This window comes from Spirosoma agri, assembly GCF_010747415.1.
GTDB classification, from domain to species: Bacteria; Bacteroidota; Bacteroidia; order Cytophagales; family Spirosomataceae; genus Spirosoma; species Spirosoma agri.
On record NZ_JAAGNZ010000005.1, the window covers coordinates 35,104 to 60,621 of the forward strand.

Genomic DNA, 25,518 nt, shown 5'->3' on the forward strand with positions numbered 1-25,518 from the left:
TAGCTGTACTAACATGGAAAACAAGGGTTTCATCGTTCCCCAGTACGTTCATCAACTTGTTGAGCAGACTGCCCATACGCACCCCGATGCTGTTGCTTTAATTCTTGGTGGAAAGACAACAACTTACCAAGAACTAAACGAGCAGGCGGATGCCGTGTGTCAGGCTATTCTGGAGGTAGACCCTGAGACAGACCTGATCGGTGTAAGCAGCACCCGTAGCCTGGAGATGGTCATTGGCGTTCTGGCCGTATTGAAAGCCGGAAAAGCCTATTTACCCCTTGATCCCACCTATCCCGAACAGCGTTTACAGCAGATCTGTAGTGACTCGGGGCTAAAAACCTGTCTGGCTACGACGCAGGATGCACCTGTATTCGAACGCATAGGTGGTCTTCACGTTATCTCATCGGCGACTGAAACCCATTCCATATCACATAGCCCGAACAGGCATGCCTCTACGGCTTACGTTCTGTACACGTCCGGTTCAACCGGTAAGCCAAAAGGAGTTAGCATGGGCCACGGTCCTCTGCTGAATTTATTGCAGTGGCAGGCTAAAAACTCGCAGGCAACGCTGCATAGCCGAACGCTACAACTGGCACCCTTGAGTTTCGACGTTTCGTTTCAGGAGATTTTTGCCACGTTGAGTACGGGCGGAACGCTCTTCCTGATCGACGAAGAACTGCGGCTGGATTTGAATGCGTTGCTGACATTCATCGACGAGCAGTCGATAAACCGGTTGTTTCTGCCCTTTGTGGCGCTTCAATATCTGGCCGAAGCGGCTGTCAGTACCCAGCGTTTTCCGGAGGCACTGCGCGAAATTATGACGGCGGGCGAACAGTTGAAAGTTACGCCCCAGCTGGTAAAGTTCTTTTCGTCTCTTCCCGATTGTGTCCTGTTTAATCAGTATGGCCCAACGGAATGCCATGTGGTAAGCCAGCTAAAATTAGCGGGTAACCCCTCCGAGTGGCCTGGCTTGCCATCGATCGGTACGGCCATTGATAATGTCAGGTTGCTTATTGCGGATGAGCGTTTGAACCTACTGCCGGATGGCGAGGTGGGTGAACTGCTGATTGCTGGTGATTGCCTGGCGGAAGGGTATCTGCATCAGGAAGCACTGACGAACGAAAAATTTATCGAGCTAACACTCCCGGAACAGGCACAAATCCGTGTTTACCGATCCGGTGATCTGGCCCGTTATCAGCCGGATGGTACTGTCGAGTTTTTAGGCCGCCGGGATGATCAGGTGAAAATTCGTGGTCACCGCGTCGAACTGGGTGAGCTGGAAGTAGTTATCAACCAGATCGATGGCGTTAAGCAAGCGGTTGTCGTTGCCCGAGAAGGGGCCGACGGTAATAAGCGATTGGTCGCTTACCTGGTCTCTACCACCGATCATCAGGACAGCTTGGGGGTGCGGAAGGCATTGGAACAAGGACTGCCCGACTACATGATGCCATCAGCTTTTGTCTGGATGGATGATTTCCCCAAAACCACCAGCGGTAAAGTTGATAAGAAAAAACTACCCAACCCTGAGCAGAAACGGCCGGAGTTAGCTGTTGTCTACCGGAAGCCCAAAACCGAAATCGAGCGGACCGTTGCGGCTATATGGGCTGATCTATTACAGCTGGACAAGGTTGGGCTGGACGATAATTTCTTTGAACTGGGGGGCAATTCATTGCTGGCTCAGAAAATAGTGGCGGCCTTAAAAGAGAAGCAGTATACGCTTCCCGTCACCAAGCTTTATCAATACCCAACCGTAGAGGGCATTACGCGGTATCTACAACCATCGGCGCCGTCTAGGCTCTCGAAAACCGAACGTCAGTCCAAAGGAGAAGGTGCTTCTGCCGATCAGGCAGATGTAGCGGTCATTGGCATGGCGGGTCGTTTTCCGGGCGCAACAACGATCGATGAGTTCTGGAATCTGTTAAAACAGGGGCGCGAAACGACCCGATTCTTTACGGACGAAGAACTGGACCCGACGATACCGGCCAAACTTAAAAATGATCCGCTCTACGTAAAAGCGAGGGGCGTTATTGCCAATGCCGATCAGTTCGATGCGCCGTTTTTTGGTCTGGCGCCCACGGTTGCACAGTTGATGGACCCGCAACAGCGCATCTTCCTGGAAATTGCCTGGGAAGCACTGGAGCAAACAGGCTATCTGCCGCAACACTATAGCGGTCGTGTTGGCGTATTCGCGGGTTGCGGGAATAATTCGTACTACCTGAACAATGTGCTTACCAATCGAGATCTGGTCGATCAGATTGGTAGTTTTCAGGTGATGACGCTGAATGAGAAAGATTATATCGCGTCCCGCACGGCCTACCAGCTGAACCTGAAAGGACCAGCCGTAAGCGTGTATTCGGCTTGCTCGACATCCCTACTGGCCATAACGCAGGCTGTTCAGAGCATTCGAAGTGGCCAAACCGACGTGGCCCTGGCGGGAGGTGCCAGCATAACGGCCCCGATCAACAGCGGTCACCTGTATCAGGAGGGGGCCATGCTCAGTAAAGATGGTCATTGCCGATCATTCGATGCAAAAGGTGAAGGGACCGTCTTTAGTGATGGAGCGGGTGTTGTATTACTGAAAAGTCTGGCGGATGCCCAACGCGATGGCGATACGGTTTACGCCGTAATAAAAGGCATTGGTGTCAATAACGACGGAGCCGGAAAGGGAAGCTTCACCGCGCCGAATGCCGAAGGACAGGCTGGGTCTATCGCCATGGCCATTGCCGATGCCGACATTGACCCGGCAACGATCAGCTACGTAGAAGCCCACGGCACGGCTACACCACTCGGCGATCCCATCGAACTGGATGGCCTGACAATGGGATTCGGTGAACAGACCGAAAAACAGTATTGTGCGATTGGGTCGATCAAGAGCAACATGGGCCACCTGACGCAGGCGGCTGGTGTTGCCGGATTTATCAAAACGACGCTGGCGCTATACCATAAACAGATTCCGGCCTCGCTTAACTTTTCGACGCCCAACCCGGCCATAAACTTTACCGATACGCCATTCTTTGTCAATACGCAACTGACCGACTGGCAACCAACGGGCGCTCGTCAGCATAATCCGCGACGGGCAGGTGTCAGTTCGTTCGGCGTAGGCGGCACCAACGTACACGTTGTTCTGGAAGAGTTTGCCAACGAGAACCCTGTATCCGAAACCGGGCGACCCGTTCAACTCGTAACCTGGTCAGCTAAATCTTTGGTGAGTCGTGAGGCTTATGCCAGCCGTTTAGCTGATGCGTTCCGGCAGAACACCCAGTTGAGTTTGGCCGATGCGGCCTTTACGTTGCAGACAACCCGGGCTGACTTTACACACCGTCGTTTTGCCGTAGCTGCAACTACAGCTGAGCTGATCGAAAAGCTTTCGGCTGAGACGATTGTATCATCGACGGCGAAAACGGTTAAGGAAGCTCCCGGTGAAGTCGTCTTCATGTTTCCCGGACAGGGGGCGCAGTATCTGAACATGGGCCGTATGCTCTACGAGCAGGAGGCTGTGTTCCGGCAAGCGGTGGATGAGTGTGCGGACCTGTTGCTAACGCAGTCGGGCGTTGATATTCGTCCGGTTATTTATTCGCAAGTACTGGATGTAGAGGCTGAACAGCGGCTGAAAAACACGCGCTATACGCAGCCTGCCCTCTTTGTTACAGAATATGCGCTGGCGCGATTGTGGATGAGCTGGGGCATTGAACCCTCGGTATTCTGTGGGCATAGCATCGGCGAATTTGTGGCGGCTCACCTAGCCGGAATTTTCACGCTGGCCGATGCCCTGATGCTGATCGCTACCCGTGGCCGCCTGGTGAGTGAACAACCGCGCGGGAGTATGCTGTCGGTGCGTATGGATGCGGAGACTGTACAAGCCATGATGCCAACGGGTTTGTCAATGGCGGCCATCAACAGTCCCAAGCTGTGCGTGGTGGCTGGTCCCGACGAGGATATTGCTGATTTTGCCCGGCAGCTCGATGATCAGGAAATTCTGAATCAACCGCTCGAAACCAGCCATGCTTTCCATTCGTCGATGATGGAACCCGTTGTTGGCGAGTTTGAGAAGATTGTAAGTCAGATTACGCTGAACCGTCCACAGAAGGCAATTGTATCGACAGTAACGGGTTCCTGGCTAACGGATGCTCAGGCAACCGATCCTGCTTACTGGGCCGATCATTTACGGGCGACAGTGCGGTTTTCCGATGCGATTGCGACCGTTATCGAGCTGGAAAATCCGCTTCTGCTTGAAGTCGGGCCTGGCCATGTAACGGCAACGCTGGCCCGTCAGCAAACGACCAATCGACCCATTACGGTGTTGGCCGGTCTGGTTAATCAACCGGATACAACGATCGCGTACCAGGCCCTCTTAACAACACTTGGACAAGTATACCTTAGCGGACTAGCCCCAGACTGGACGACGTTTTATGCGAACCAGCATCGGCAGAAAGTGACCATACCAACGTACGCATTCAACAGAAAGCGGTGCTGGATCGATCCCGTTGTGGAGCAACTACCCGTAACGGTTCCTTCCAATATAGCTACGCATACCGAATTATCTACCTGTTCATTATCTACCTCCTCACCGATTACAGAGACTAGTATGAGAAAAGACATGTTAATCACTAGGGTCAACGAACTATTAGAACAAGCATCAGGCATTGATATGGACGGAATTACTCCTGACATGAGTTTCCTGGAAATAGGTCTTGACTCATTGCTGCTGACACAGGTTGCAATTACCTTAAAAAATGAATTTAACGTACCGATAACCTTTCGGCAGTTGACGAGTGAGTACACAACTCCCAACATGCTGGCGGCTTATCTCGATACTATATTGCCCACGGCTGAACTACCCGCTGCGGTTCCTCCGCAAGCACCAGTTTATACACAACCTGTTCAGACCTATACCGTACCCGTAATGGATCAGGTACAGGTTCCGATTTCGGTCAATGACTCCGCATTGGGATTAGTCGCGCAACAGCTCCAGTTACTTGCCAAGCAGGTTGCGCTGTTGCAGGGAGGAGCACTGGCAACGCCCGTTTCAGTAGCGCCTATAGCACAGCCCGTACCAGCAACCAATGCAATGGCGCAACAGCCGGCTCCCAAAACCGAATCAGTCACTGTAAACGTAGCTAAAGCTGATACGGCTGACTTAACGCCTGAAGAGAAAATAGAACACAAGAAACCGTTCGGGGCCACCGCCCGAATCGAACGGCAGGTGTCGGAACTGACGGATGAGCAGCAGTTTTTTCTGGAGCGGCTAACCCGCCGGTATAACCAGAAAACTGGGAAGAGTAAAGCCTATGCGCAGGAGCATCGCACACACATGGCCGATCCGCGGGTGGTATCTGGGTTCCGGCCATTGACCAAAGAAATTGTTTATCCGCTGGTTGTTAACCGGTCGAAAGGAAGTCGCCTGTGGGACATCGATGGGAATGAATACATCGATGCCCTGAATGGATTTGGCTCAAATATGTTTGGTTATCAGCCTGATCTGATCAAACAGGCGTTACACGATCAAATCGAAAATGGCTACGAAGTTGGCCCACAGCATGAGCTGGCCGGTGAAGTAAGCCAGCTGGTCTGCGAGTTGACGGGGGCCGATCGGGCCGCCTTGTGTAATACGGGTTCGGAAGCTGTGCTGGGTACGATGCGGATTGCCCGTACGGTAACGGGACGTTCGCTGATCGTTGCCTTTTCGGGTTCCTACCACGGTATTGCCGATGAGGTACTGGTTCGTGGTACCAAGAAATTGAAATCGTTTCCGGCTGCGCCCGGTATCATGCCCGAGTCCGTTCAGAACATGCTGATTCTGGACTATGGCACGGATGAGACACTGAAAATCATTCGTGAACGGGCGCATGAACTGGCTGCCGTACTGGTTGAGCCCGTACAAAGCCGCCGTCCGGAATTTGTGCCTGTCGAATTTTTGAAGCAGGTCCGTAAAATCACCGAAGAGTCGGGTACAGCGTTGATCTTCGATGAAGTGATTACGGGCTTTAGAACACATCCGGGGGGTGCCCAGGCCCTGTTCGGTATTAAAGCCGATCTTGCTTCCTACGGTAAGGTTGTCGGGGCTGGCTTACCGATCGGTGTCATTGCTGGTAAACGGGCGTTTATGGACGCGCTCGACGGCGGTTTCTGGCAGTATGGCGATAGCTCTGTGCCTGAAGTCGGGGTTACGTACTTTGCTGGTACGTTCGTTCGGCACCCATTGGCGTTAGCCGCGGCCAAAGCGTCTCTGGAGTATATGAAGGAGAAGGGAGCATCACTGCAACAGACGCTAACGCAGAAGACGAAGCGACTGGCCGATGCCTTAAACGCAATTATTGACCGTCAGCAAATCCCGCTGGTTGTTGCGCAGTTTGGCTCGCTCTGGAAAATCAAGTTTAAGGAAGATATCGCATACGGTGAACTACTGTTTACACTGATGCGCGAAAAAGGCATTCACATCTGGGATGGCTTTCCCTGCTTCCTGACCGAGGCTCATACCGATGAGGAGATCGATACGATCATTGATCGATTCTCCCGGAGTGTCAACGAATTGATCGAAACCGGTTTTTTTGTGGCTGCTCCGCTACTGACAACCAGAGTGCACGAAGCGGGAGTTGCCCTTACCGGCGAATTACCACCTGTTCCGGGAGCCCGGCTGGGGCGCGATCAGGCCGGAAATCCAGCCTGGTTTGTTGCCAACCCAGATCGCCCCGGTAAATACTTGCAGGTCAAATTAAATGAAATCTGAATGGTCAGAAGTGCTTCTCACACCGATATTACGTTCGTTGAAGTTGACTTCGATCCATTTGTAGGGCCTGAACTTTTGCGACTGGCTCCAGTTACGGAGTCACAGGAAGAAATATGGACATCCTGCCAACTGGGTGGCGACGATGCCAGTAGAGCCTATAATGAGTCGGTTTCACTAAAGCTCAACGGAACACTAGATAAATCTGCTCTGGAACGGGCTTTGCTGGCACTGGTCCGTCGCCATGAATCACTGCGCTCATCATTCAATGCTGATGGAACACAGGTTTGTGTGTTTCAGGTTGTGCCGATCCAGTTAGCATACATCGACTGCTCCGATGAACAGGAAGCGAAGCAGAAACAAACGGTAGCTACCTATATACAACAGGATGCCCTTCATGTTTTCGATCTGCTGAACGGACCGTTGATAAAAGCCGGTCTGATAAAAGTAACTTCTACAGAGCATCTGCTCATTATAACGGCTCATCATATCGTTTGTGATGGCTGGTCAATAGGCATCCTGCTCCAGGATCTGAGCGAGTTGTACTCTGCCTATGCAAAAGGCATCGTACCTAACTTGCCCGAGCCTTCGCAGTACAGCGATTACGCGGTTGAGCAAGCTACATTTATTGAGAGTCCGGAATACCGACGGATCGAGAAGTTCTGGGTTGACCAATACCGTGAGTCGGTGCCCGTCCTTGAGCTGCCAACGGATTTCCCCCGACCAGTCATGCGCACCTACAAAAGTAATCGGCGCGACTATCCGCTAGACGATGCTTTAGTGCTGTTGGTGAAACAGATGGGTATAAAAGCCGGGAGTAGTTTTGTAACAACCCTGATTGCCACAGTTGAGGTGTTACTGCACCGGCTCTCCGGGCAGAATGACATTACGCTGGGGTTGCCCGCTGCCGGTCAGTCGGCTACTGAACACCTTCGGTTGGTTGGGCATTGTGTAAATCTGATGCCGCTACGCAGTTCCTTACGACCGGAGCAAACGTTTCAGTCTTTTCTGACGCAGTGTAAAGAGTCCGTACTCAATGCGTATGAGCATCAGCGGTTAACATTTGGTAGCCTACTCAAAAGACTACCGATTAGTCGGGATGCATCGAGAGTGCCATTGGTGCCGGTCATTTTCAATGTGGATATTGGGCTGGATAATGGCGTCGATTTCTTTGGGCTTGAGCATGTACTGCTCAATAACGCCCGTGAGTTTGAAACCGTTGATCTGTTCATCAACATCAGCGGCTCGTCGGCAACGTCGCTGACCCTGGAATGCTCGTACAATACGCAGCTATTTCAGCCTGATACGATTGATCGGATGGTGGCTGAGTTTACCAGTATCCTGGAAACTGTGGTCGCCAATCCGGGGGTGCGTATTGATCATATCCCATTAACCGATCAGCGCGACCTGCTCCGGAAACTAACGCAATGGAACAACACCGTTGCCGACTATCCAGAGAATACCGCCCTACACGAATTACTGGCGAAGACGGCGGCTTTATACCCTGAAAAAACGGCACTGATATCGAATGGGCAGCACCTGAACTATCAGGTATTGACTGAATCCGCCAATCAGGTTGCCCGATCCATTCAGGCCAGTGGAATAAAGGTTGGTGATGTAGTCGGCGTGATTTTAGACCGATCGCCCGAACTGCTCATTACCTTGCTGGCTATACTCAAGGCTGGCGCAGCTTATGTTCCCATCGATCCTGCTTACCCGCAGGATCGTATTGCGTTTATGCTCGACGATTCGTCAGCACAACTGGTCATTACCGCCAAAAAATACGCTGGACGGATGGATCATCGATCCAGAGAGGTTGTCATTGAATCGCTGCTGGCGCAATCCCAGACTCTTTCTAAAGCCGAACCCACCGTCACTGTTACGGGTAAAGACTTGGCTTACATATTGTATACGTCAGGCTCTACGGGTCGCCCTAAAGGCGTTTTGATCGAACACAGAAACCTCGTCAACCTCCTGTATAGCATGATTACGCTGCCCGGTATAACGGATCAGGATGTGCTGTTGGGCGTTACGACGGTTTCCTTTGATATCGCTGGTCTGGAATTGTATCTGCCACTACTGGTAGGAGCAACGTTGGTGCTGACTGATGCTGAAACCGCAAAGGATGGCCGGGCCCTTCTGGACGTTCTCAAACAGCCGGTCAAAACTGGTGCCTCAATGGTTTCGCAAATAAGCATTATGCAGGCGACGCCAGTAACCTGGAAGATGATGCTGGCTGCCGGTTGGGACGAGAAGTTGCCGCTCAAAGTGCTGTGTTGTGGCGAACCTATGTCAAAAGACCTGGCTCAGAAGCTTACGGCACGGTGCAGCTCGCTCTGGAACATGTACGGGCCAACCGAAACAACCATCTACTCGACAGGTAAGCAGATTCTGGCGACTGACGAAATTATCACGATTGGCTGGCCTATTAACAACACGCAGGTTTACATTCTGGATGAACAACTAAATCCGCTCCCAGAAGGAATTGTTGGGGAACTCTATATTGCTGGCGATGGCGTAGCACGGGGTTATCTGAACCGACCCGAGTTGACAACCGAAAAGTTTGTCCCGAATCCATTTGCCGGCCGGGGAGCCGGTAAGATGTATCGAACAGGTGATTTGGGTAAGTTCATGGCCAATGGCGAGATCCATTGCCTTGGCCGAAGTGATCAGCAGATAAAGATCAGGGGCTATCGGGTAGAGCCGGGTGAGGTAGAACAGGCATTACGGGTTCAGGATGACGTCAAGGAAGCGGTGGTGATCGCGCGCGAAGATCGGCCCGGTGACCAGCGGTTGGCCGCCTACGTTGTTATGAATACGATCATAACCGACGCGCTATTTGCCGCGATGGTCGTGACATGGCGTTCGAAACTGCTGGCGGTTCTGCCCGATTACATGGTTCCATCCGACTTTGTAAGCCTGCCGGAATTACCCGTTACGCCCAACGGTAAGATTGATCGAAATGCCCTGCCCAAGCCGGATAGTGCGTTGCGGTCGTCGGACAAGGGATTTGCCGAACCTACTACCGAAGCAGAAAAGCTGATTACCGACATCTGGGCGGAGGCACTTGGTCTTGGAAGAATCGGTATCCATGAGGATTTTTTCGAGTTGGGGGGGCACTCAATGATCGCGGTTCAGGTTATGACGCGTCTTGAAAAAGAGACCGGGCGACGATTGCCTTTATCGACCCTTCTGACGTATCCGACAATTCACAAACTTGCTCAGCTTCTTCAGGAAAACAAGCCGGTAACGAAGTGGAAATCGCTGGTGCCGATTAAACCACAGGGCAACAAAACACCGATTTACATAATCCATGGCATTGGCCTGAATCTGTTAAATTTCAGTAGTTTTCTGGCGAATATGGACCCTGAGCAGCCTATATATGGGCTACAGGCGCGGGGGCTGGATGGTATCGACGAGCCGCTGGATACGATGGAAGGCATCGCGTCATTTTATAATTCGGAGCTATTGGATCAGAATCCTTCGGGACCATACGCCATCGCTGGCTATTCGTTTGGTGGCTACGTGGCCCTTGAGATGGCTCGTCAGTTGAAAGCAATGGGCAAAGAAGTGAAAATGCTGGCCATGCTCGATACCAATGCGCAGGAGTGGGAGGCAAATTATTCGCTGGTAGACCGGCTAAGTCGTAAAATTCTTCGGCAGTTTCCCAAGATGATCTGGTTCGCTAAATCGCTGTTGAAGCATCCTGTCTCGACTATTCGTTATCAGCAGGAGTATATTGAACGTCAGGTCAATGGTTTGCTTAAGACAGTTGGTTTGCGGGATGAACCCGAACCAGAAAAAGGACTTGATTTACTGAGTCTCATTATCGAAAAACACGAGACCGCGTACCAGAATTACACCATGAAGCCATATGACGGGATTGTCGATCTCTTCAAGGCAAAAACCCGGCTCTATTTTGTTGATGACAATAAATTTCTGGGCTGGAAAAAATACGCCTTAAAAGGCGTTCGTGTACACGACGTTCCCGGCGACCATGAAATGATGTTGTTACCCCCTAATGACAAGGTTTTTGCCCACGTATTGCAGAAAGCGCTGGATAACCATTGACGAAAAAGCTGGCTTAAACGCCAGCTTTTTCCTGTAAATTGATGAGCTGCCCCAGCATTTTTGTGTACAGCAAAGCCGGACCAGCTATACCAGGACGATATTTCTTCAACGACAGATAGTTGTCTTTAGCAAAGTCATTCCAATTAGACGCATTCAGATGAACACGTCCCAGTGATATGCACGGTTCGTGAATTTGCGTCGTATGCCACCATTTTGTCGGAAATAGAATCGTTTCGCCCTGTTCAACAGTTACGCGTAATGGTGTCGCCTTTTTGAATAGTGGGTACTTTTCATAATTAGGGTCGAAAACGTTCACCTGAGAGATCTTTGCATTCTCTTCCCTTGGATACATGAAAGGCGTCTGCTCCGGTGGATAAAGAATAAAATCTTTTGATCCGTACAACTGTGTGATTTGTGTGTGCAGAAACAGCGCGTCAACGTGAAGGAATGGGAAATAACCACCGTTGCCGCCCAGGAAAATCTCGTAGACTTCCGTTCCGTTAAGCATGAACTTGGGCAGCAATGGATGCTTGATACGGTCTGATTTGGCGTAAATTATTTCGGGCTTTAAATCAGCTAACAGTTCAGGAGCCCGATGTTCGATATTAAAGTTAAATGGATACGGGGCTGGATTTTCTGGAGTAGATTTTAGCATTAGATCCACGTATTCGGGTAGTGAATACGTTTTTCCTTTGATCTCTTTAGTTATGTGGCTATAATTCTTTTTAAAGAATTCCGGGCTAAATTTCCCCATTGCTTTCCAGTCTTTGGTTGCATCGGTCAACACAACAGGAATAGCCGGTTCGATATATTCATTAATAAGCTCCTGCCGGGAAATATTGCTACGCTTGTCTATTTTCGTTATCGTATTGTTAGCCGTCTTAGAGGCTATTGATTGAGTTTCCATACCAATTAATTGTTTGAAATCAGAAGATTATTCAGGTGCTGGTAATGCTGTTACGATGCTAATTATATGCTGACCATTTTTGATGAATAGGTACTACAGGAGTGCCTGTTTATACTCCTTAATTTCCGTAAAAGAGAGCTTATAAGCCAGTGTTAATACGGCATAGGTTAGACCACCTAAAAGAATTTCTATTACTGTGTTCATCAAGCTAATGTTGCCCGCAAATTGCTTGTAGGAATAAACAACACTAACCATAATTAAACAAAAGATAGTGGGCTTAATAATATCCTTCAAAAAGCTGCCAAAGAAGTCTCCGATCAGGTGCTGGACAAGAATAAAATTGCCGATCAGGTTAAATAGAGTGGCGAGCAAAAAGGCTACAGCGATCCCCATAACGCCCCATGAATGGCCAAGCCAATAGACCAGGGGGAGTTTTACCAGCAACGTAGCGAAATTCAGATAAAACAACAGATTCGGCTTTCCTTTTGTAAAAGCCAGCGTAAACAGGGGATGGCTTAGGCAGGAAAGAATGGCTACGAAGACAAACAGATAGATCAACTCTACTGTCTTGTCCCAACCCGGACCGTAAATTAGAGGTACTACACTATCGGCGGTGATAAATAAACCAGCCAGCAACGGCATATTGCAATAGCTGATAAAATCAAGAATTTTTAAGTACGATCTTTTCAGGCCAGCTACATTATCTTTCATTTTAGCCAGAATAGGATAGGCCACTTGCAGGATAATAGGGTTGAGTTTTGATGTTGGATAGACTGCTAATTGATAAGCAATTGTGTAGTAGCCAAGCATTTTCACGCCGAGCATTCCACCGATAAAAATAGTGTCAGAATTGGCCTGCATGAATCCCAGGAGGCCATCGGCCAGGTTGAAGAAACCGAAACGTAGGTGCTCTTTTATATTACTAAGATCGAAGGCTAGCGTAGGGATGAAAAACCGAATGCCAAAAGCAATTTGCAGGACTACTTTAATGGCCTGCATGACCAGGGAGCCAATTATCAACGATAATTCTTCATAGCCACTATAGGCTAGCCCAATCGTTACGCCGGAGCCCGTAACTGTACCAATTATATCAATAATAGCGATCGATTTGAACTTCAATTCTTTCTCTAAAAGAAACAAATAAAGCTGACCGAAATAAACGATTAAAAAATAGCACGACGAAAACTGTAATACTCGACCCAGTTTTGGCTCGTTATAAAAGGAGATAATATAAGGAGAAGTAAATTGAATGATAATAAAAATGGCGAACCCAACAAGTAAATTTAGAAAGTACAAAGTTGACAAAACCTGTCGGTCACTTTCCTGCTTATAGATGATTGAATTTGAAAAGCCGAGGTTAGAAAATATCTGAAAAAAACCAATGATTAATGTACTGATGCTTACAATACCGAACGATGTTGGTTCAAGCAGGCGGGCCAATACGGCTACCTGTACGAATTGAAATAGGGTTGATATGGTAGTGGCTATGGTAATCCATTTCCCACCGTTCATTGCTTTACTCGTGTTACTCATATGTGTATTACTTGTACTTGCCTATAGATGCAGCGAATCGTCTACCGGTTTTTTATAATCTTCTTTACTGATCGCGCTTCGCCCTGTCGTATGTCGAGCACATAAAGACCGTATGGCAGCGTACTCAGATCTACTTTTTCCTTAAATGTCCGCCCGGATTTAGGGTAGCCTAGCTGCAAACGTTGCCGTCCCGCCGTGTCATAAACGGTTATGTCTACAGGGATAGTCGCTCCATTGTCGAGCACCAATTCAACAAAATCGGTCGTTGGATTTGGGTAGACCAGTAGTCCACTTAAATCGGCTGATTCCTGAGTGGATTTGGAAGAAGGCATGACGAATACAGGCGTTTCGCTCACGTTTACGGTAATCGTTCCCGACGTGCTTATTTGGGTCGTTTGTGTCATTACATCGCTGCCCACTTTCGGAGTGCAGACCTGAACGGTATCCCCTTTGCTTACGGTCAGTTTGTACGTTCCCGTTCGCCCGCGTTCATCGGGTATGAGCATTACGTAAGCCGATCGCCCATCCAGTTCGTAACGGTCCACCACTGGATCAGTGCTGATTGTCTCTTTATAAAGGAAGTTACCAAGTAGCTGACGAGCCTGGTATAAATAGTCGGCCGCTGGTTTCCGGGTTTTGTCGCCATTCACTAAACCCATCGAACTGAACTGCGTTGCGACCTGTAGGTTGTCGTCGTAGAGCTGGTAGAAGAATAGTCGGTCGATCCCAACTCTCGTGTAGAGCAGCGCGGTGCGGAGAATCCAGTCGGCTTGTGTTTCCAGTACGCTTTTATTGCCGATCACTATCGCTTTGAATGGGCTGCCCTGGTTAACATCGTACCCGGCTTCTGTAATCCAGACCGGAACATCGTTTGCCGACTGGTGGGCCAGTGCCACAAAGGCAGCCGCCTGTTCACCTACACCGGCTAGTTCTGGAGCAGCACCACGGCTCCCACCCCCGCTTTGCGATGATTTGGCATCGTTGGCGTACAAGTGCTGGTTAATAACATCCCAGCAAAGATTCACCCGACCATCGGGCAGGTAACCTCTGTATTCCCGGCACCAGTCAATCATGGCCCGAACATAATCCGTTGTCGAAGCGGCCAGGCCACCAATTACGACGGTCATCATCGGATCGGCATTTTTCACGCCAACGCCTGCCCCGAGCGTATTCTTATGGCCGTCATAAAAAGCCGACAAGTTGGCGGCATATTCGCGGCCTGACTGATACGCATTTCGGCCTTTCCAGGTCTTATCTCGCTCATTCTCGCATTCGATGTAACGGATCAATCCCGTACCAATTTTAACTCGGTTGGTGCCAGCCCAGGTCGTCACATCGCTAACCTTCACCAGTGATGAGCTTACGTTCTTATTGCTACCGTATCGGGCTGCAAACTGAAAACCAAGTTTAGCCTGCTCTATGTACGATTTGGGGGCTGATAGATCGCTGCCATACGGTGCTGGTACGTTTTCGTGATCGCGGCCGCCTTCCGGATACGTTTCTTCCAGCCATTTAGGAATTGTTTTAATACACGCTAAAACCTCAATGCCTTCCGTTTTACAGCGTTCGTAGATCGCGTCGTAATTCCAGCTGCCGCTACCCGTTGGGTTGAACGTATAGCTACCTTTGGTAGACTCCAGTTTTTCCCAGTCGATATAATGGCGAACGGACGAAAATGCCTTCATGGCATTGACCCGGCTGTCATCGACCTGCCACGGAGAACTGCCTTCCTCAAAATTCCATTCGAATACGTTGACGCCCAACGCCTGCTGGAAAGGAGTGGACCGTACAGGAGTAGGTGAAATGGGCACCTGGCTGGCCTGATACGAGCCATATAATTCCATTTCGGTTGGGTAGGCTCCGGACGTATTGATGACCAGGTAACGTGCACCCGTTACTGCCGTTTTTAGGTTGAATTCATCGGGCTGGGCAGGATTGGGACCTACCCATGACTGGTATCGTTCCCCTGTGAAGCGAGCGATCGGGATTCGTTCCCACTTATCCGTAATGATCGACAATATCATCGGTGCATCGGCGTTTGTGCCTGCTCCATCATAAAAACGAATACTCTCAATGCTCATTGTTTCTCCGTTGAGCAGGGGGTAATAAGCGTCGTAATTCGTTATTAATTTATTCCAGCCCGTGTTTACACTCGTTTCAGTTATGCCATCAAACAGTCCGTCAAGTCCATTGCTGACATTGTTTACCTGATACCAGCGTTTGGGATCGATTGCTATTTTGCTCGCTGAGTTCATGGTCATTGATGTTGCTGAATGAGGAATCGTAGGTTCTCCCGTTCGGGCAAAAATCAATAGTGCAATGAAGGCAGCTGGCACTGTAAGAACTGTTTTTTTCATTGTTGAGGGTAAATTCATTCGGTGGGATAGCCAGTTGATCATCAGTTTGTCAATAGTACGGGCTGATACGTCTAGCCTATCAGACATTTCGGTTTATAAGCGGGTTATCGTACCAACAAAACGGATCTGGCACGAACGACGGGTCACTGCTTGGAAACAGGCCTGCCAGGTGTAAAGCGGGCTTGTTCATACGTCCAGGTAAAACCAGTCGTGTAGAACTATATTTTTGTGTAATACTTCGTAATGAAGCGGCCTTATTTACCTTTAAAGCTGCGTGACGTTGTTACCGTATTGTATAGTTATGACTATGAGGACACTGTTTCGTCACCCATTAGTAGAAGGAATTAATGTAGGTGAAATAGCTTACTAGTCAGACTGTTAGCTTTGTGTCAGAGTTGATTGATAGGGTTACTTTTGGCTGAAATTCAGAATTGATTATGGTGCCTGTTACCGTTTCCTGCGGAACTATAGAAGGTGTTGACTGGCAGGATTTATCTGCTAGTACGTTTACTGAAAAGCTAGCTGTTTTTCGATTGCACGTGGCTAGCAATGCACTGATTCCTAGTGATGTATATGCGATTTTGCAGTCTGACGAGCACGAGCGGGCAACGCGGTATCGACGGCAAGATGACCGGATTCGATTTGTCTACGGACGGGCAATGGCAAAGGCTGTAATTGGTAAATTCACGGGTCAGCACGCTACCGCTATTCAATTTGTTTCCGGTGTCAATAATAAACCGGAGTTGGCGGGCATCACTGACTTTCACTTCAACCTGTCTCATACCGCAAACTGGATACTACTGGCTGTATCTAGATCGAATGTTGGTATTGATGTTGAAAAGATAATAACCGATTTTCCTTTTCAGGATATTCTACAGAATAGCTTTGGTTCAGAGGAGCAACAATATGTTAAAGCCAGCGCTAATCCAGTTGATGCATTTTATCGTTTATGGACGCGCAAAGAAGCGCTTATCAAAGCAACGGCTAAAGGAATGGATGATGACTTCAGTCGTATTCCATCATTGGACGGTGACCATATAACCGAGTCCGATTCGATTGGGAAAGCAGGTTTCTGGACCGTGACCAGCTTTAGCGTAGCGGATGATTACGCGGCCGCCCTCGCTCATCCATTAGCCGCAGAAATTCCTGAATTTTATACCGTCGGGAGTGGCCTACTGGAATTATGCTAGTCCAATAGGAGTGGGAGATTTAAAGAGTAACGAAGCCCGTCAACTTGATTCAACAGTAGCAATTAGTAGTCGTCTGCACGTTTGTTCTGTTCATTCTAAGTTACGCTTTCTTCTGAAATAACTCCAGGTATTTGTTCGTCCAAAAGACCTGATAGCCAGCTGGATCTTCTCCCTTCTTTTTGTATAAATCGTTTATTTAATTTTAAGAGGCATGGTCGTTGCCAGAATTGCGGGTGGATTAGGCAATCAGTTGTTTCAGTATGCTTTGGGCAGAAGCCTTGCCCTTCGAAATAACACGTCGCTTTATTTCGATCTGAGCTACTATAAGCAGGAGTACGCAACGGATACCCCCCGAAAGTTTAAACTCTATCCATTCAATATCGACTACGTTCTGCTCGATACGTCGCCTTTTCTGTACGTGTCGAAAGCGACGAAGCTAGCACCAAACCGGACGCTTAAACCCCTTTTTGAATTTCTAGAGGAGAGTCAGTTTCATGTTGAACCCCGGGTCTTAAAAGCCAAATCCAGCTTTATTATTACAGATGGATGCTGGCAATCAGAAGATTATTTCAGCGACTGTGCCGATGTAATTCGAAAGGAGTTGACGTTCAAGCGTCAAACCGGAGAAACATTCGACTACTACAAGGAAATAATAAGGCAAGCCGAAATTCCGGTATCACTGCACATCAGGCGTGGCGATTATGTCTCTCATCCTGAATTCAGCCAGTCGTTTGGATTTCTTGGTCTCGACTATTACCAGCAAGCAATCCCATTACTGCTGAATCAATTCCCCACGGCTAAGTTCTTCATTTTCAGTGATGATCCGGATTGGGTCAAACAAAATCTGACCTTAAATGTACCCCATGAGTTCGTAACCAATGCTGGCTCCGAAGCCGATCTTGACGATCTTCAACTGATGGGCTTATGTTATCACCACATTATTGCCAACAGTTCGTTTAGCTGGTGGGGAGCCTGGTTGAACCCGCGAACGGATAAGGTCGTAATCGCGCCAAAGCACTGGTTTAAAAATAAACCAACCTGGAACACAAAAGACCTTATTCCGACCCGTTGGATTCGTATCTGAATACGGCATCAGGCAGCGGGTCCAGCCGACATCAACTGATTGGAAGGTGAACGGGTTTTTGCTCGACCGTCATCTGTGTAATGACGGCTTCAAATTCCTCGGCGCGGTGCTTCCAGGAGTTGTTGCTGGCCATCAAAATCCGCTCGTCAACTCGTGTCGTGCTACTGTCGCTTAACGAGTGTCGGAGTGCCTGAGCAAAATCAGCGGGGCTGGCAGCTAAGGCAATCACTCCGTCAAAATCGTCTAGTAATGAGAATGGCGTCGACACAACAGGTAGGCCAGCAGCCAGATACTCGTTGATTTTTAACGGATAGATCGTGTACGTATGCGCATTACAAACGAATGGAATCATCGCTGCCGTCATTTTTGCCAGTAAGGCGGGTAATTCGGCGGGCTGTTTTGGGGGCGTAAAAATAACGTTGGCGTATCTGCTCAAACGCTGGCTGATAGCAGGCTCATGTACCTCGCCAACAAATTGGAAGATTACGTCGTCCATGGTTTGAACGCAGTATTCTACCAAATCAAGATCAATGCGATCGTCTGCGGTTCCCAGATAACCGACTACCGGTTTAGACTCGGGCAGGGGTTTTTCCAACTGGCGGGCTTGATTGAACAAGTCGAAATTAACTCCATTCTTCACACAAAAGGCATTGGGCTGTAAGGTCGACTTCGCCTGTCGTAATGTCTCGGACGTTGTAACAACGGCGTCGACCCGACGGAGGTATTCGGGTTCGTAGCGGCTCCCATGACGGCTCATCCACTTGGCAATGGTTATTTCATCGAAACAGTAGTAAATCGTTGCCGATTCACGCAATTGCTCCATCATAAGCAGTCCAAAAACCGGATTCATGCCATTCACAACCAGTGGATTGCTTATATCTAGCTGGTGCATCACCCGGCGAAGCTCTTTTACTAACCGTCTGATATTCCACTGAATAAATAGGTCGTGTGGTTTAGCCGACAGCCAGTTGACAGGCAACATCATCGGTGGTGTCCAGACGTAAACGTCGCCACCGGTCTCGACTATTTTTTTGGTAAGCGGGCTTTCTAACCGCATCAATTTCCGAGTAGGAACAGGCTGACGGCCAAGAAGCCCCATTGCCCAATCCTTCATAGTATACTGATAATCGACATACAGAACCCGGTGTCGTACAGAAAGCTCAGTCATCAACTGGACAACGGCTTTCTGAAAATCACCTTCCCAGGGTGTCTGGCCAACACAAATTATACTATCGAACTTGTTCATATTCGGAATAGGCGGTGAGAAAGCCCGCGCCCTACACAGCTTGTTCAGTCTTCAGATGTTTTGGTATCGTGCGGAGCAAGCGGAGTCAGGTAAGATACTGCTCGGTTCACTTCTTTTTTTACTCGCTTTCCCAAGGCTTGCCAGAGGGTGCCATCCTTCATCAGGGTGCGAGGTCCCGTCCAGACACGCGCCGATGACGTTTTCATCGGCACGACCCGGCCGTAAGGCATCATGTCGAAGCAAATACGTCCATCTTCGCCCCATGTTCGATTATGCATCATGTACCCAGCCTTGAGCCCTGCCTCGCGCAGGTAGCCCATGCTGATACCGTAAGCGTTGAGATAAGGACGTTTAAACTGACGAAACTCGGCAACAATATCTTTCAGTGTTTCGTGTATGGTAAGTTGCCACCGGGGCAGTTGTGTGTTGGCAATGAACGAGTAGCGGCCGTAGACGCAGACCACGCCGGGCTGGTCTAGCTTCTTCATCATTTCGTTCAGCCAGTTGGCCGGATAAAGACAATCGGCATCAGCCAGCAACATGTATTTACCGGTGGCCATCTCCTGGCCCATTTGCCGGGCAGGGCCACACCCCTGAATGGGCTGGAAAAACTTCTTGACGTGTAGTTTATCGATAGTATCCTGGGTTCGGTCTTTCGAATTATTATTGACCGTAACGATCTCAAACGGAATTGATGTTTCCAGGTATGAAAGGCTGCTAATGCTGCGGAGAATATTTACCTCTTCGTTGTAAGCGATCACCATGATAGAGACTACAGGCTTGCTACTAAGCCGTTGGTCCAATCGTGCGTTGATTTCGTCGAACACCGATTGGGGTACCTGATCAACGCTGTCGAATGGGTATTCGTGGCGTTTCAACCAGGCAGGATTTGATAAGAGATTCATAGTTTTAGGTATATAAATTAGAGGATAGCACTAGTAGTCAAAACAGAATCCGGCAATTTTAGGCATAGCATAGTCCTGTCAACTATGCAGACGCACTAGCCAACTGGCCCGATACACCCATAGTAGAAACATGATCAATACTTGGTAACTGCTATATTGTCAGGCCATTACTGACTGGCTTTCCGGCTTTGTATCCCAGCGTTCGCCAGTTGTAAATAAAATAGATGCAATGTAAAGCATGGTACAGGTTGGGAACTGACTCAACGTGGGGTTTGAGTAGCACATTAATGTAATACCGATAAAATTTGCTAATAGGGCAATCATAAGCCGGAATAGCCACGGGTCTTTAATCTGCCAGACTTTGTAAACCCCATAACCTATAATGGTGGCTAGCATAAGTAAGTAGAGCGTAAGTCCAACGACGCCCGTTTCGATCCAGATTTCGACATACCAGCTATCGGGTGGAATCTGAGCCGCAAAGTGATTCGGTGAGAATCGAGCACCGGTATCCGCCGACGTGCCAATACCGGCACCAAACGGTAAAGAGCGCAAGTAAGCTTTCAGTTTCTGCTGGTTTTCCAGGCGAACCAGAAAAGAAGCATCTGCATTGGGTTGCAACGCTGTTCGAATCCGGTAAATCTGATAAACCGAGTCGCCAATATGAGTAAAAAGCAAAATGACCAGAATCGGAATGGCCACAAAAATACCCCGGATAATGAGGACGGGATCACGGCGAAGAAACAGATAGGAGGGGTAACCTGCAACTAGCACGAAAAAAGCACTGCGAGTACCAGAAATAGCATAAGCCCAGAAGAAGATCAGAATCAGAATGGAATACCCGATCTTCTTCAGCACTCCTTTGTCTTCGAAAAGCCGGAATGAGCAGAAAAGCGTGGCACTGGCCATCTCTGCCCCAAATTGTGATGCATCCGAATAAAAAGAGAAGCTACGCAACTGGCCCCACAATACGTGGGTTTTGGCATTTCCTGCGGCTAGCCACATCCGTTCGGCTTCTACCAGTCCGATGTATTGCTGTTTAAAGCCCCATAGCGCAGCAAAGAAAGACCAGATCAGCCATGTTTTGATGAGCAGACGAATATCTTCTCTGGTGATCGGCATAACCAGCATAATGGTACCCATGTAGAACCAGTTCAATGAAAAGGCCCGTGCATGATAAAACCAGGCTGGCTTATAAGGTGCCTCCGGGTTTAGCAACTCCAAAATCGTGTAGAGCAGCCAAAATACCAACGCGAAGTAAACCGGATGCCGCAGCCTCCTCCAGTTCATACGCTTTGCATTCAAAAATACGCTCAACAAGGTTAGCATCAGAACACTGTCCATGGCCAGACCCATAGGGGCCTCGGTCAGTAGAAACCGAGTGAAACCAAGCATAAAGCTTAGGTGAATGTAGACTAATAAACCGATCTTCGGTTCCATCAGTATACACGTCACCAGTATCAGCGCAACAGGAGCGCCGACGGTCATCACCGCACCCATAACGCCAAAGTTGCCAATAAGCCAACCGCCTAACATGGCCATTAGAACGCCAAAAACCGTTAGGAACCAGCGGTTGTCGCGTAGTTGGTCGTTTAATAAAATAGTTCGTTCAAACATAACGGCTTAGCGTCAGTGCAAGAGCTTTATGCTGCGTATACTAATTATGGATAGGATGGGCTAGCTAGTTTAATGCCTTATATACGTTGAGCGTCTGGGCAACCGATTCAGAGAGTGGAAATTGGTTTAGTCTCTTTTTCCCCGATTCAACCAGTTTCTTTCGTAGTTCAGTATCCGTTATGATTGCATCTATTGTGCCAATCAGATCATCCAGACTAGTCGGGGAAAAATAAGTTGCCGCGTCGGCAGCTACCTCCCTAAAACAATCGGTATCGCTCAACACCATCGGACAATCCGTCCGGAAAGCTTCAAGAATGGGTAGTCCGAACCCTTCGTAAAGCGAAGGATAAACGAAAGACAGCGCATTCCGATAAAGAAAGTTAAGTTCCTGATCGGTTGCATTGACGTGATGGACCCAATCCTGTAAGCCTAACCGATGGACAAACTCTCGATCCGCAATTGCCATACTCCCGCCACCCGTCAAGACAACATTTAAATCAGGGTAACGCGTATGTAACTCTTTAAAGGCATTCAAAAATAGATAAAAGTTCTTGTAACCGCTACGATCACCTACATAGAGTAAGTAGTTTTCAGGCAAATTCGCTACTGGCTGACTAACCAATGGTGAGGTTGTATCAATGCCATGATAAATGACATGGATCTTATCCGGATCAACATCAAAAAGGCTGATCAGATCGGTTCGTGTTGTATTTGAAATGGCAATGATGGCATCCGCCCGTTCAATATTCAGCCGCTTTTGGTGGGTCAGTGGGTCCTGTGCCCAGAAGTATTCGGGTAGCCGCTCATAGGTCATATCGTGAATCGTGATGACCAGCGGTTTACGTAATGATTTCAGGAAATAAGGATTGTAGTAAGTTGGATGGAAAACATCGAAATCCTGCCTGGTCAATAATTGCTTACAGTATAGTTCATTAATACGGTAACCGACAGATTCCTTCTGGCGAATCAATCGACCCGATACACCCTTATTCAGGGGCAGTGATTCATGTCGGAGGTAGTGATTCTGACTGTGCAACACACCCAGCTTGTAACTAAAATTAGTCGAGTCCCTTAGGCCATCCATTACGCTGGCGAAGTATCGGCTGATACCGCCGTAGCGCTGGGTGCTAAACTTCTGATGATCGATAAATACGTTCGTCATGAAAGTATCGGCTTAGGACAATCGATAAGTTGGCTCGCTCCTTTATACGTTTTCTTTTTGCCACAAACTAAAAATGGTACGCCATATAATGTGCATATCCGTCTGAAAGGAAAAGGTCCTGGAGTACAGAATGTCGAGCTGCGTCCGCTCCCAATCCGACATAGGACCTTGCCCTTTGGCTCGTTTTGTAATCTGCCAAAGACCAGTCAGACCCGCTGGTCCTGCAAACCGCTGAGCAAATTCGTCGGAGGTTAACTTTTCAGCTTCGTAAAGAGGCAATGGACGGTTGCCCACCAAAGACATATCACCGATCAGGATATTAAGCAGTTGCGGTAATTCATCGATGCTACTGTTACGGAGAATGGAACCCAATCGGGTAATGCGTGGATCATTTCGGAACTTCATAAACTTAGCCGCATCTTCATTTTCCCGGAGAAACAATTTCTCGCAGATCAGTTGATCATGATCGTAGAGTGGTTGCTGGCAAGCTACACCCCGCTGTCGGCAGGAGTCACAGGTAAATGCAGCTCGGCTTTCTATAACCTCTTCGAGACTACTGATTTCTTGTGGTTTCGTATAGATATTCTGCGAAGCAAGCTCTCGAAGTTGCTGGTCCGCCCGTGAGCTCATCGTCCGGAACTTGAACATGCTAAATACGTGAAAGTTAGTCCCTGCCCGCTTTGATCTGTATAAAATTGGTCCCCTCGAATCTAGTTTTATCAATAGGGAAACTACCACCAGAAGGGGTGACAACGCTAGTAATATAGACAACGAGACAACAATATCGATAGCCCGTTTCCACCAGGGGAGTTCGAACTGACGATTTGCTGATACTGGCCTTTTGTCCGGAACTGATAGTATACGCGTATTCAGCTCTAGGTAATACCTTATTTTCGATTGTAAGGCGTAATCGTCTTTGCCAATCGTGAGAATATCGGTAACACCAGCGGTTAACACGTCTTCCAGCAGATCAGGCTTTACGAAGCGACTGGCAATCAAAACAGGAACCGACTGGTTTGTGGCGCTGGCTCTTGCCAGAGATGCCAGTGTTTGGCCGCTATGCTTGTCTGCTATTATTAAATCGACTGTCGGATTATAGGCCAGCCATTCTTCAGCGTCATCGACGTTTCTAAACCGCACGATTGAGCAGGAGTCACTGACCAGCGAGACAATCTGGTCGGCAATCTGATCATCTTTCTCCACTAACAAGAGACAAGCTAAAGGTGCAATATCCACGAGATTCGGCCCGATGACGATTTCTGTCATTACTGTAATAAACTTTGGCATATATTTTGACAAGTAATAGACAATACACTAGGTACTATCTGGCTTTGGCTGTTGTCAAAAAAATGCATTGGTCTTTTTTAGATAGAGATTAATTAGTCATTCAGTCTTTATTATAAAGTTTCCGGTGAACCAGTGAAAAAAATAAGCTGAAGGTTAACTCACGAGCTGTTATTTGGCTCGTCTGGCATCCTTTGCCTTTTAGTTTACGAAGTAGAGGATGAGTATTGCTTTTCTACGATCCAACTAGTGACTATCTAGTAGTCGAGTTGGCACGTATTTTGATATTAACAAGAGGTGACTTACGATCTAACCTGATAAACCCAGTAACGAAAAAACTATGCGCTTTGAGCAACAAGATAACCTCTCAGCAGCATGGATAAAATCCGTGATTTTGGTTGCCAGGATGGCTTGTCTTCACTGGGAAGATGAGACGATTTCTGTTCAGGAGATTCTTCTTTCGCTGGAGCAGTACGACGTAAAATAGCGTGTATTTTGGCCTTTACTTCCAGTGGATTGAAGGGCTTAGAAATGTAACTGTCAACCCCCTGTTCGAGGCACTCTATCCGAGTATTGCTGTCGGGAGCATTTGAAAGTACAATGATTGGCGTTTGAAAGATGAGCTTACTCATTCGAATAAGTTTTGTCAGTTCAAGTCCACTAAAAACGGAGAGATTCAATTCGGTGAGTACACAGTCAAACCGGTTGCCCTGGATTAGCAAGCGAGCGGCATCATGACCTGTGTTGGCCACAGTGATATGAAAATCTGCTTTCAACGTTTGTATGAGAATATCAGCTACATAAGGATTTTCATCCACTATTAGCAAATGATATTTTGAATTCATCTTATCGCTATTTTAGTTCTGAAGATGGGTTAGATCTAAATTTTAGACTACTTACACCATAGCAGGTTACCTATACATGAAAAAAAAAGCACGATAAACACGGTATATAGCGAATAGATAGTAGTTTTAAGATTTACTTATACGTATCGGTGCAATCATTGACTAGTAGATGGTAATTTATCTGTTAATCAGATAGTTATCTATATTTTCATTTAAATGACTTACAGGGGCATGTGTATGATTATATAATTATTACTATTTTTAATTTAATTATTAGGATCTACAAAAAAATAATAAACATTACAACACATACCTTTTACACAATTTCTTTATTAGCCCACTTGTTTTATAAAAGTGATATTAGTAACATAAAAAATACTCTCTAGATTATTTTAGAACTTATACTTTCGCAAGACCAGTACTAAACTTGTCCTAGTTGATCTGTTTGCTCATGAACGGCTTCTACTTCGTTCATAAAAAAGTATGACGATCATGGCCAGAAAAATTTAGGTATCAGAAGTCGTAGACAAGGACAATCAGAAAGACGACAAGGCAGGCATTTTGGTCGACATCTGCATTCGCGTATGCTGGTGGTA

Annotated in this window: 13 protein-coding genes; 4 read left to right on the forward strand and 9 right to left on the reverse strand. The window is 48.0% G+C overall.

Features of this window, described 5'->3' with window-relative positions:
• Positions 1-13: 13 nt before the first annotated feature.
• Positions 14-6,727 (forward strand): polyketide synthase, encoded by a 6,714-nt coding sequence (locus GK091_RS26555; RefSeq protein ID WP_164043768.1) that lies wholly within the window; start codon positions 14-16, stop codon positions 6,725-6,727.
• Positions 6,728-10,795: a non-ribosomal peptide synthetase gene (locus tag GK091_RS26560; protein ID WP_164043769.1), complete on the forward strand. Its 4,068-nt coding sequence runs from the start codon at positions 6,728-6,730 to the stop codon at positions 10,793-10,795.
• Positions 10,796-10,808: 13 nt separating this feature from the next.
• Here the strand turns inward: GK091_RS26560 and GK091_RS26565 are convergent, their stop codons facing one another.
• The 3 genes from GK091_RS26565 to GK091_RS26575 form a co-directional block, all read right to left on the reverse strand.
• Positions 10,809-11,702: a cupin-like domain-containing protein gene (locus GK091_RS26565; RefSeq protein ID WP_164043770.1), complete on the reverse strand. Its 894-nt coding sequence runs from the start codon at positions 11,700-11,702 to the stop codon at positions 10,809-10,811.
• 93 nt (positions 11,703-11,795) lie between these two features.
• Positions 11,796-13,235, reverse strand: coding sequence for an MOP flippase family protein (locus GK091_RS26570; RefSeq protein ID WP_164043771.1), 1,440 nt, complete (start codon positions 13,233-13,235; stop codon positions 11,796-11,798).
• Positions 13,236-13,276: 41 nt separating this feature from the next.
• Positions 13,277-15,592, reverse strand: a complete 2,316-nt coding sequence (locus GK091_RS26575; RefSeq protein ID WP_164043772.1) for a T9SS type A sorting domain-containing protein — start codon at positions 15,590-15,592, stop codon at positions 13,277-13,279.
• 437 nt (positions 15,593-16,029) lie between these two features.
• Between GK091_RS26575 and GK091_RS26580 the strand changes: the two genes are divergently transcribed.
• Together GK091_RS26580 and GK091_RS26585 are read left to right on the forward strand one after the other, a co-directional pair.
• Positions 16,030-16,782 carry a 4'-phosphopantetheinyl transferase family protein gene (locus GK091_RS26580; protein ID WP_164043773.1) on the forward strand — a complete coding sequence of 251 codons (753 nt, stop codon included), beginning with the start codon at positions 16,030-16,032 and terminating at the stop codon, positions 16,780-16,782.
• Between the two features lie 211 nt (positions 16,783-16,993).
• Entirely contained in the window at positions 16,994-17,866 is an 873-nt protein-coding gene (locus tag GK091_RS26585) for an alpha-1,2-fucosyltransferase (RefSeq protein WP_164043774.1), read from the forward strand.
• Between the two features lie 31 nt (positions 17,867-17,897).
• On the opposite strand, the gene GK091_RS26590 is transcribed toward GK091_RS26585, so the two are convergent.
• From GK091_RS26590 to GK091_RS26615, 6 genes are all read right to left on the reverse strand, one after another.
• Entirely contained in the window at positions 17,898-19,112 is a 1,215-nt protein-coding gene (locus tag GK091_RS26590) for a glycosyltransferase (protein ID WP_164043775.1), read from the reverse strand.
• 44 nt (positions 19,113-19,156) lie between these two features.
• Positions 19,157-20,017: a glycosyltransferase family 2 protein gene (locus tag GK091_RS26595; protein WP_164043776.1), complete on the reverse strand. Its 861-nt coding sequence runs from the start codon at positions 20,015-20,017 to the stop codon at positions 19,157-19,159.
• Between the two features lie 159 nt (positions 20,018-20,176).
• Positions 20,177-21,631, reverse strand: a complete 1,455-nt coding sequence (locus tag GK091_RS26600; RefSeq protein ID WP_164043777.1) for an O-antigen ligase family protein — start codon at positions 21,629-21,631, stop codon at positions 20,177-20,179.
• Positions 21,632-21,695: 64 nt separating this feature from the next.
• Positions 21,696-22,793 (reverse strand): glycosyltransferase family 4 protein, encoded by a 1,098-nt coding sequence (locus tag GK091_RS26605; RefSeq protein ID WP_164043778.1) that lies wholly within the window; start codon positions 22,791-22,793, stop codon positions 21,696-21,698.
• A gap of 42 nt (positions 22,794-22,835) precedes the next feature.
• Positions 22,836-24,059, reverse strand: a complete 1,224-nt coding sequence (locus GK091_RS26610) for a sugar transferase (protein WP_164043779.1) — start codon at positions 24,057-24,059, stop codon at positions 22,836-22,838.
• Between the two features lie 356 nt (positions 24,060-24,415).
• The gene (locus GK091_RS26615; protein WP_164043780.1) at positions 24,416-24,922 is read right to left on the reverse strand and encodes a response regulator transcription factor; all 507 of its coding nucleotides are present in this window, start codon (positions 24,920-24,922) and stop codon (positions 24,416-24,418) included.
• Between the last annotated feature and the right edge of the window lie 596 nt (positions 24,923-25,518).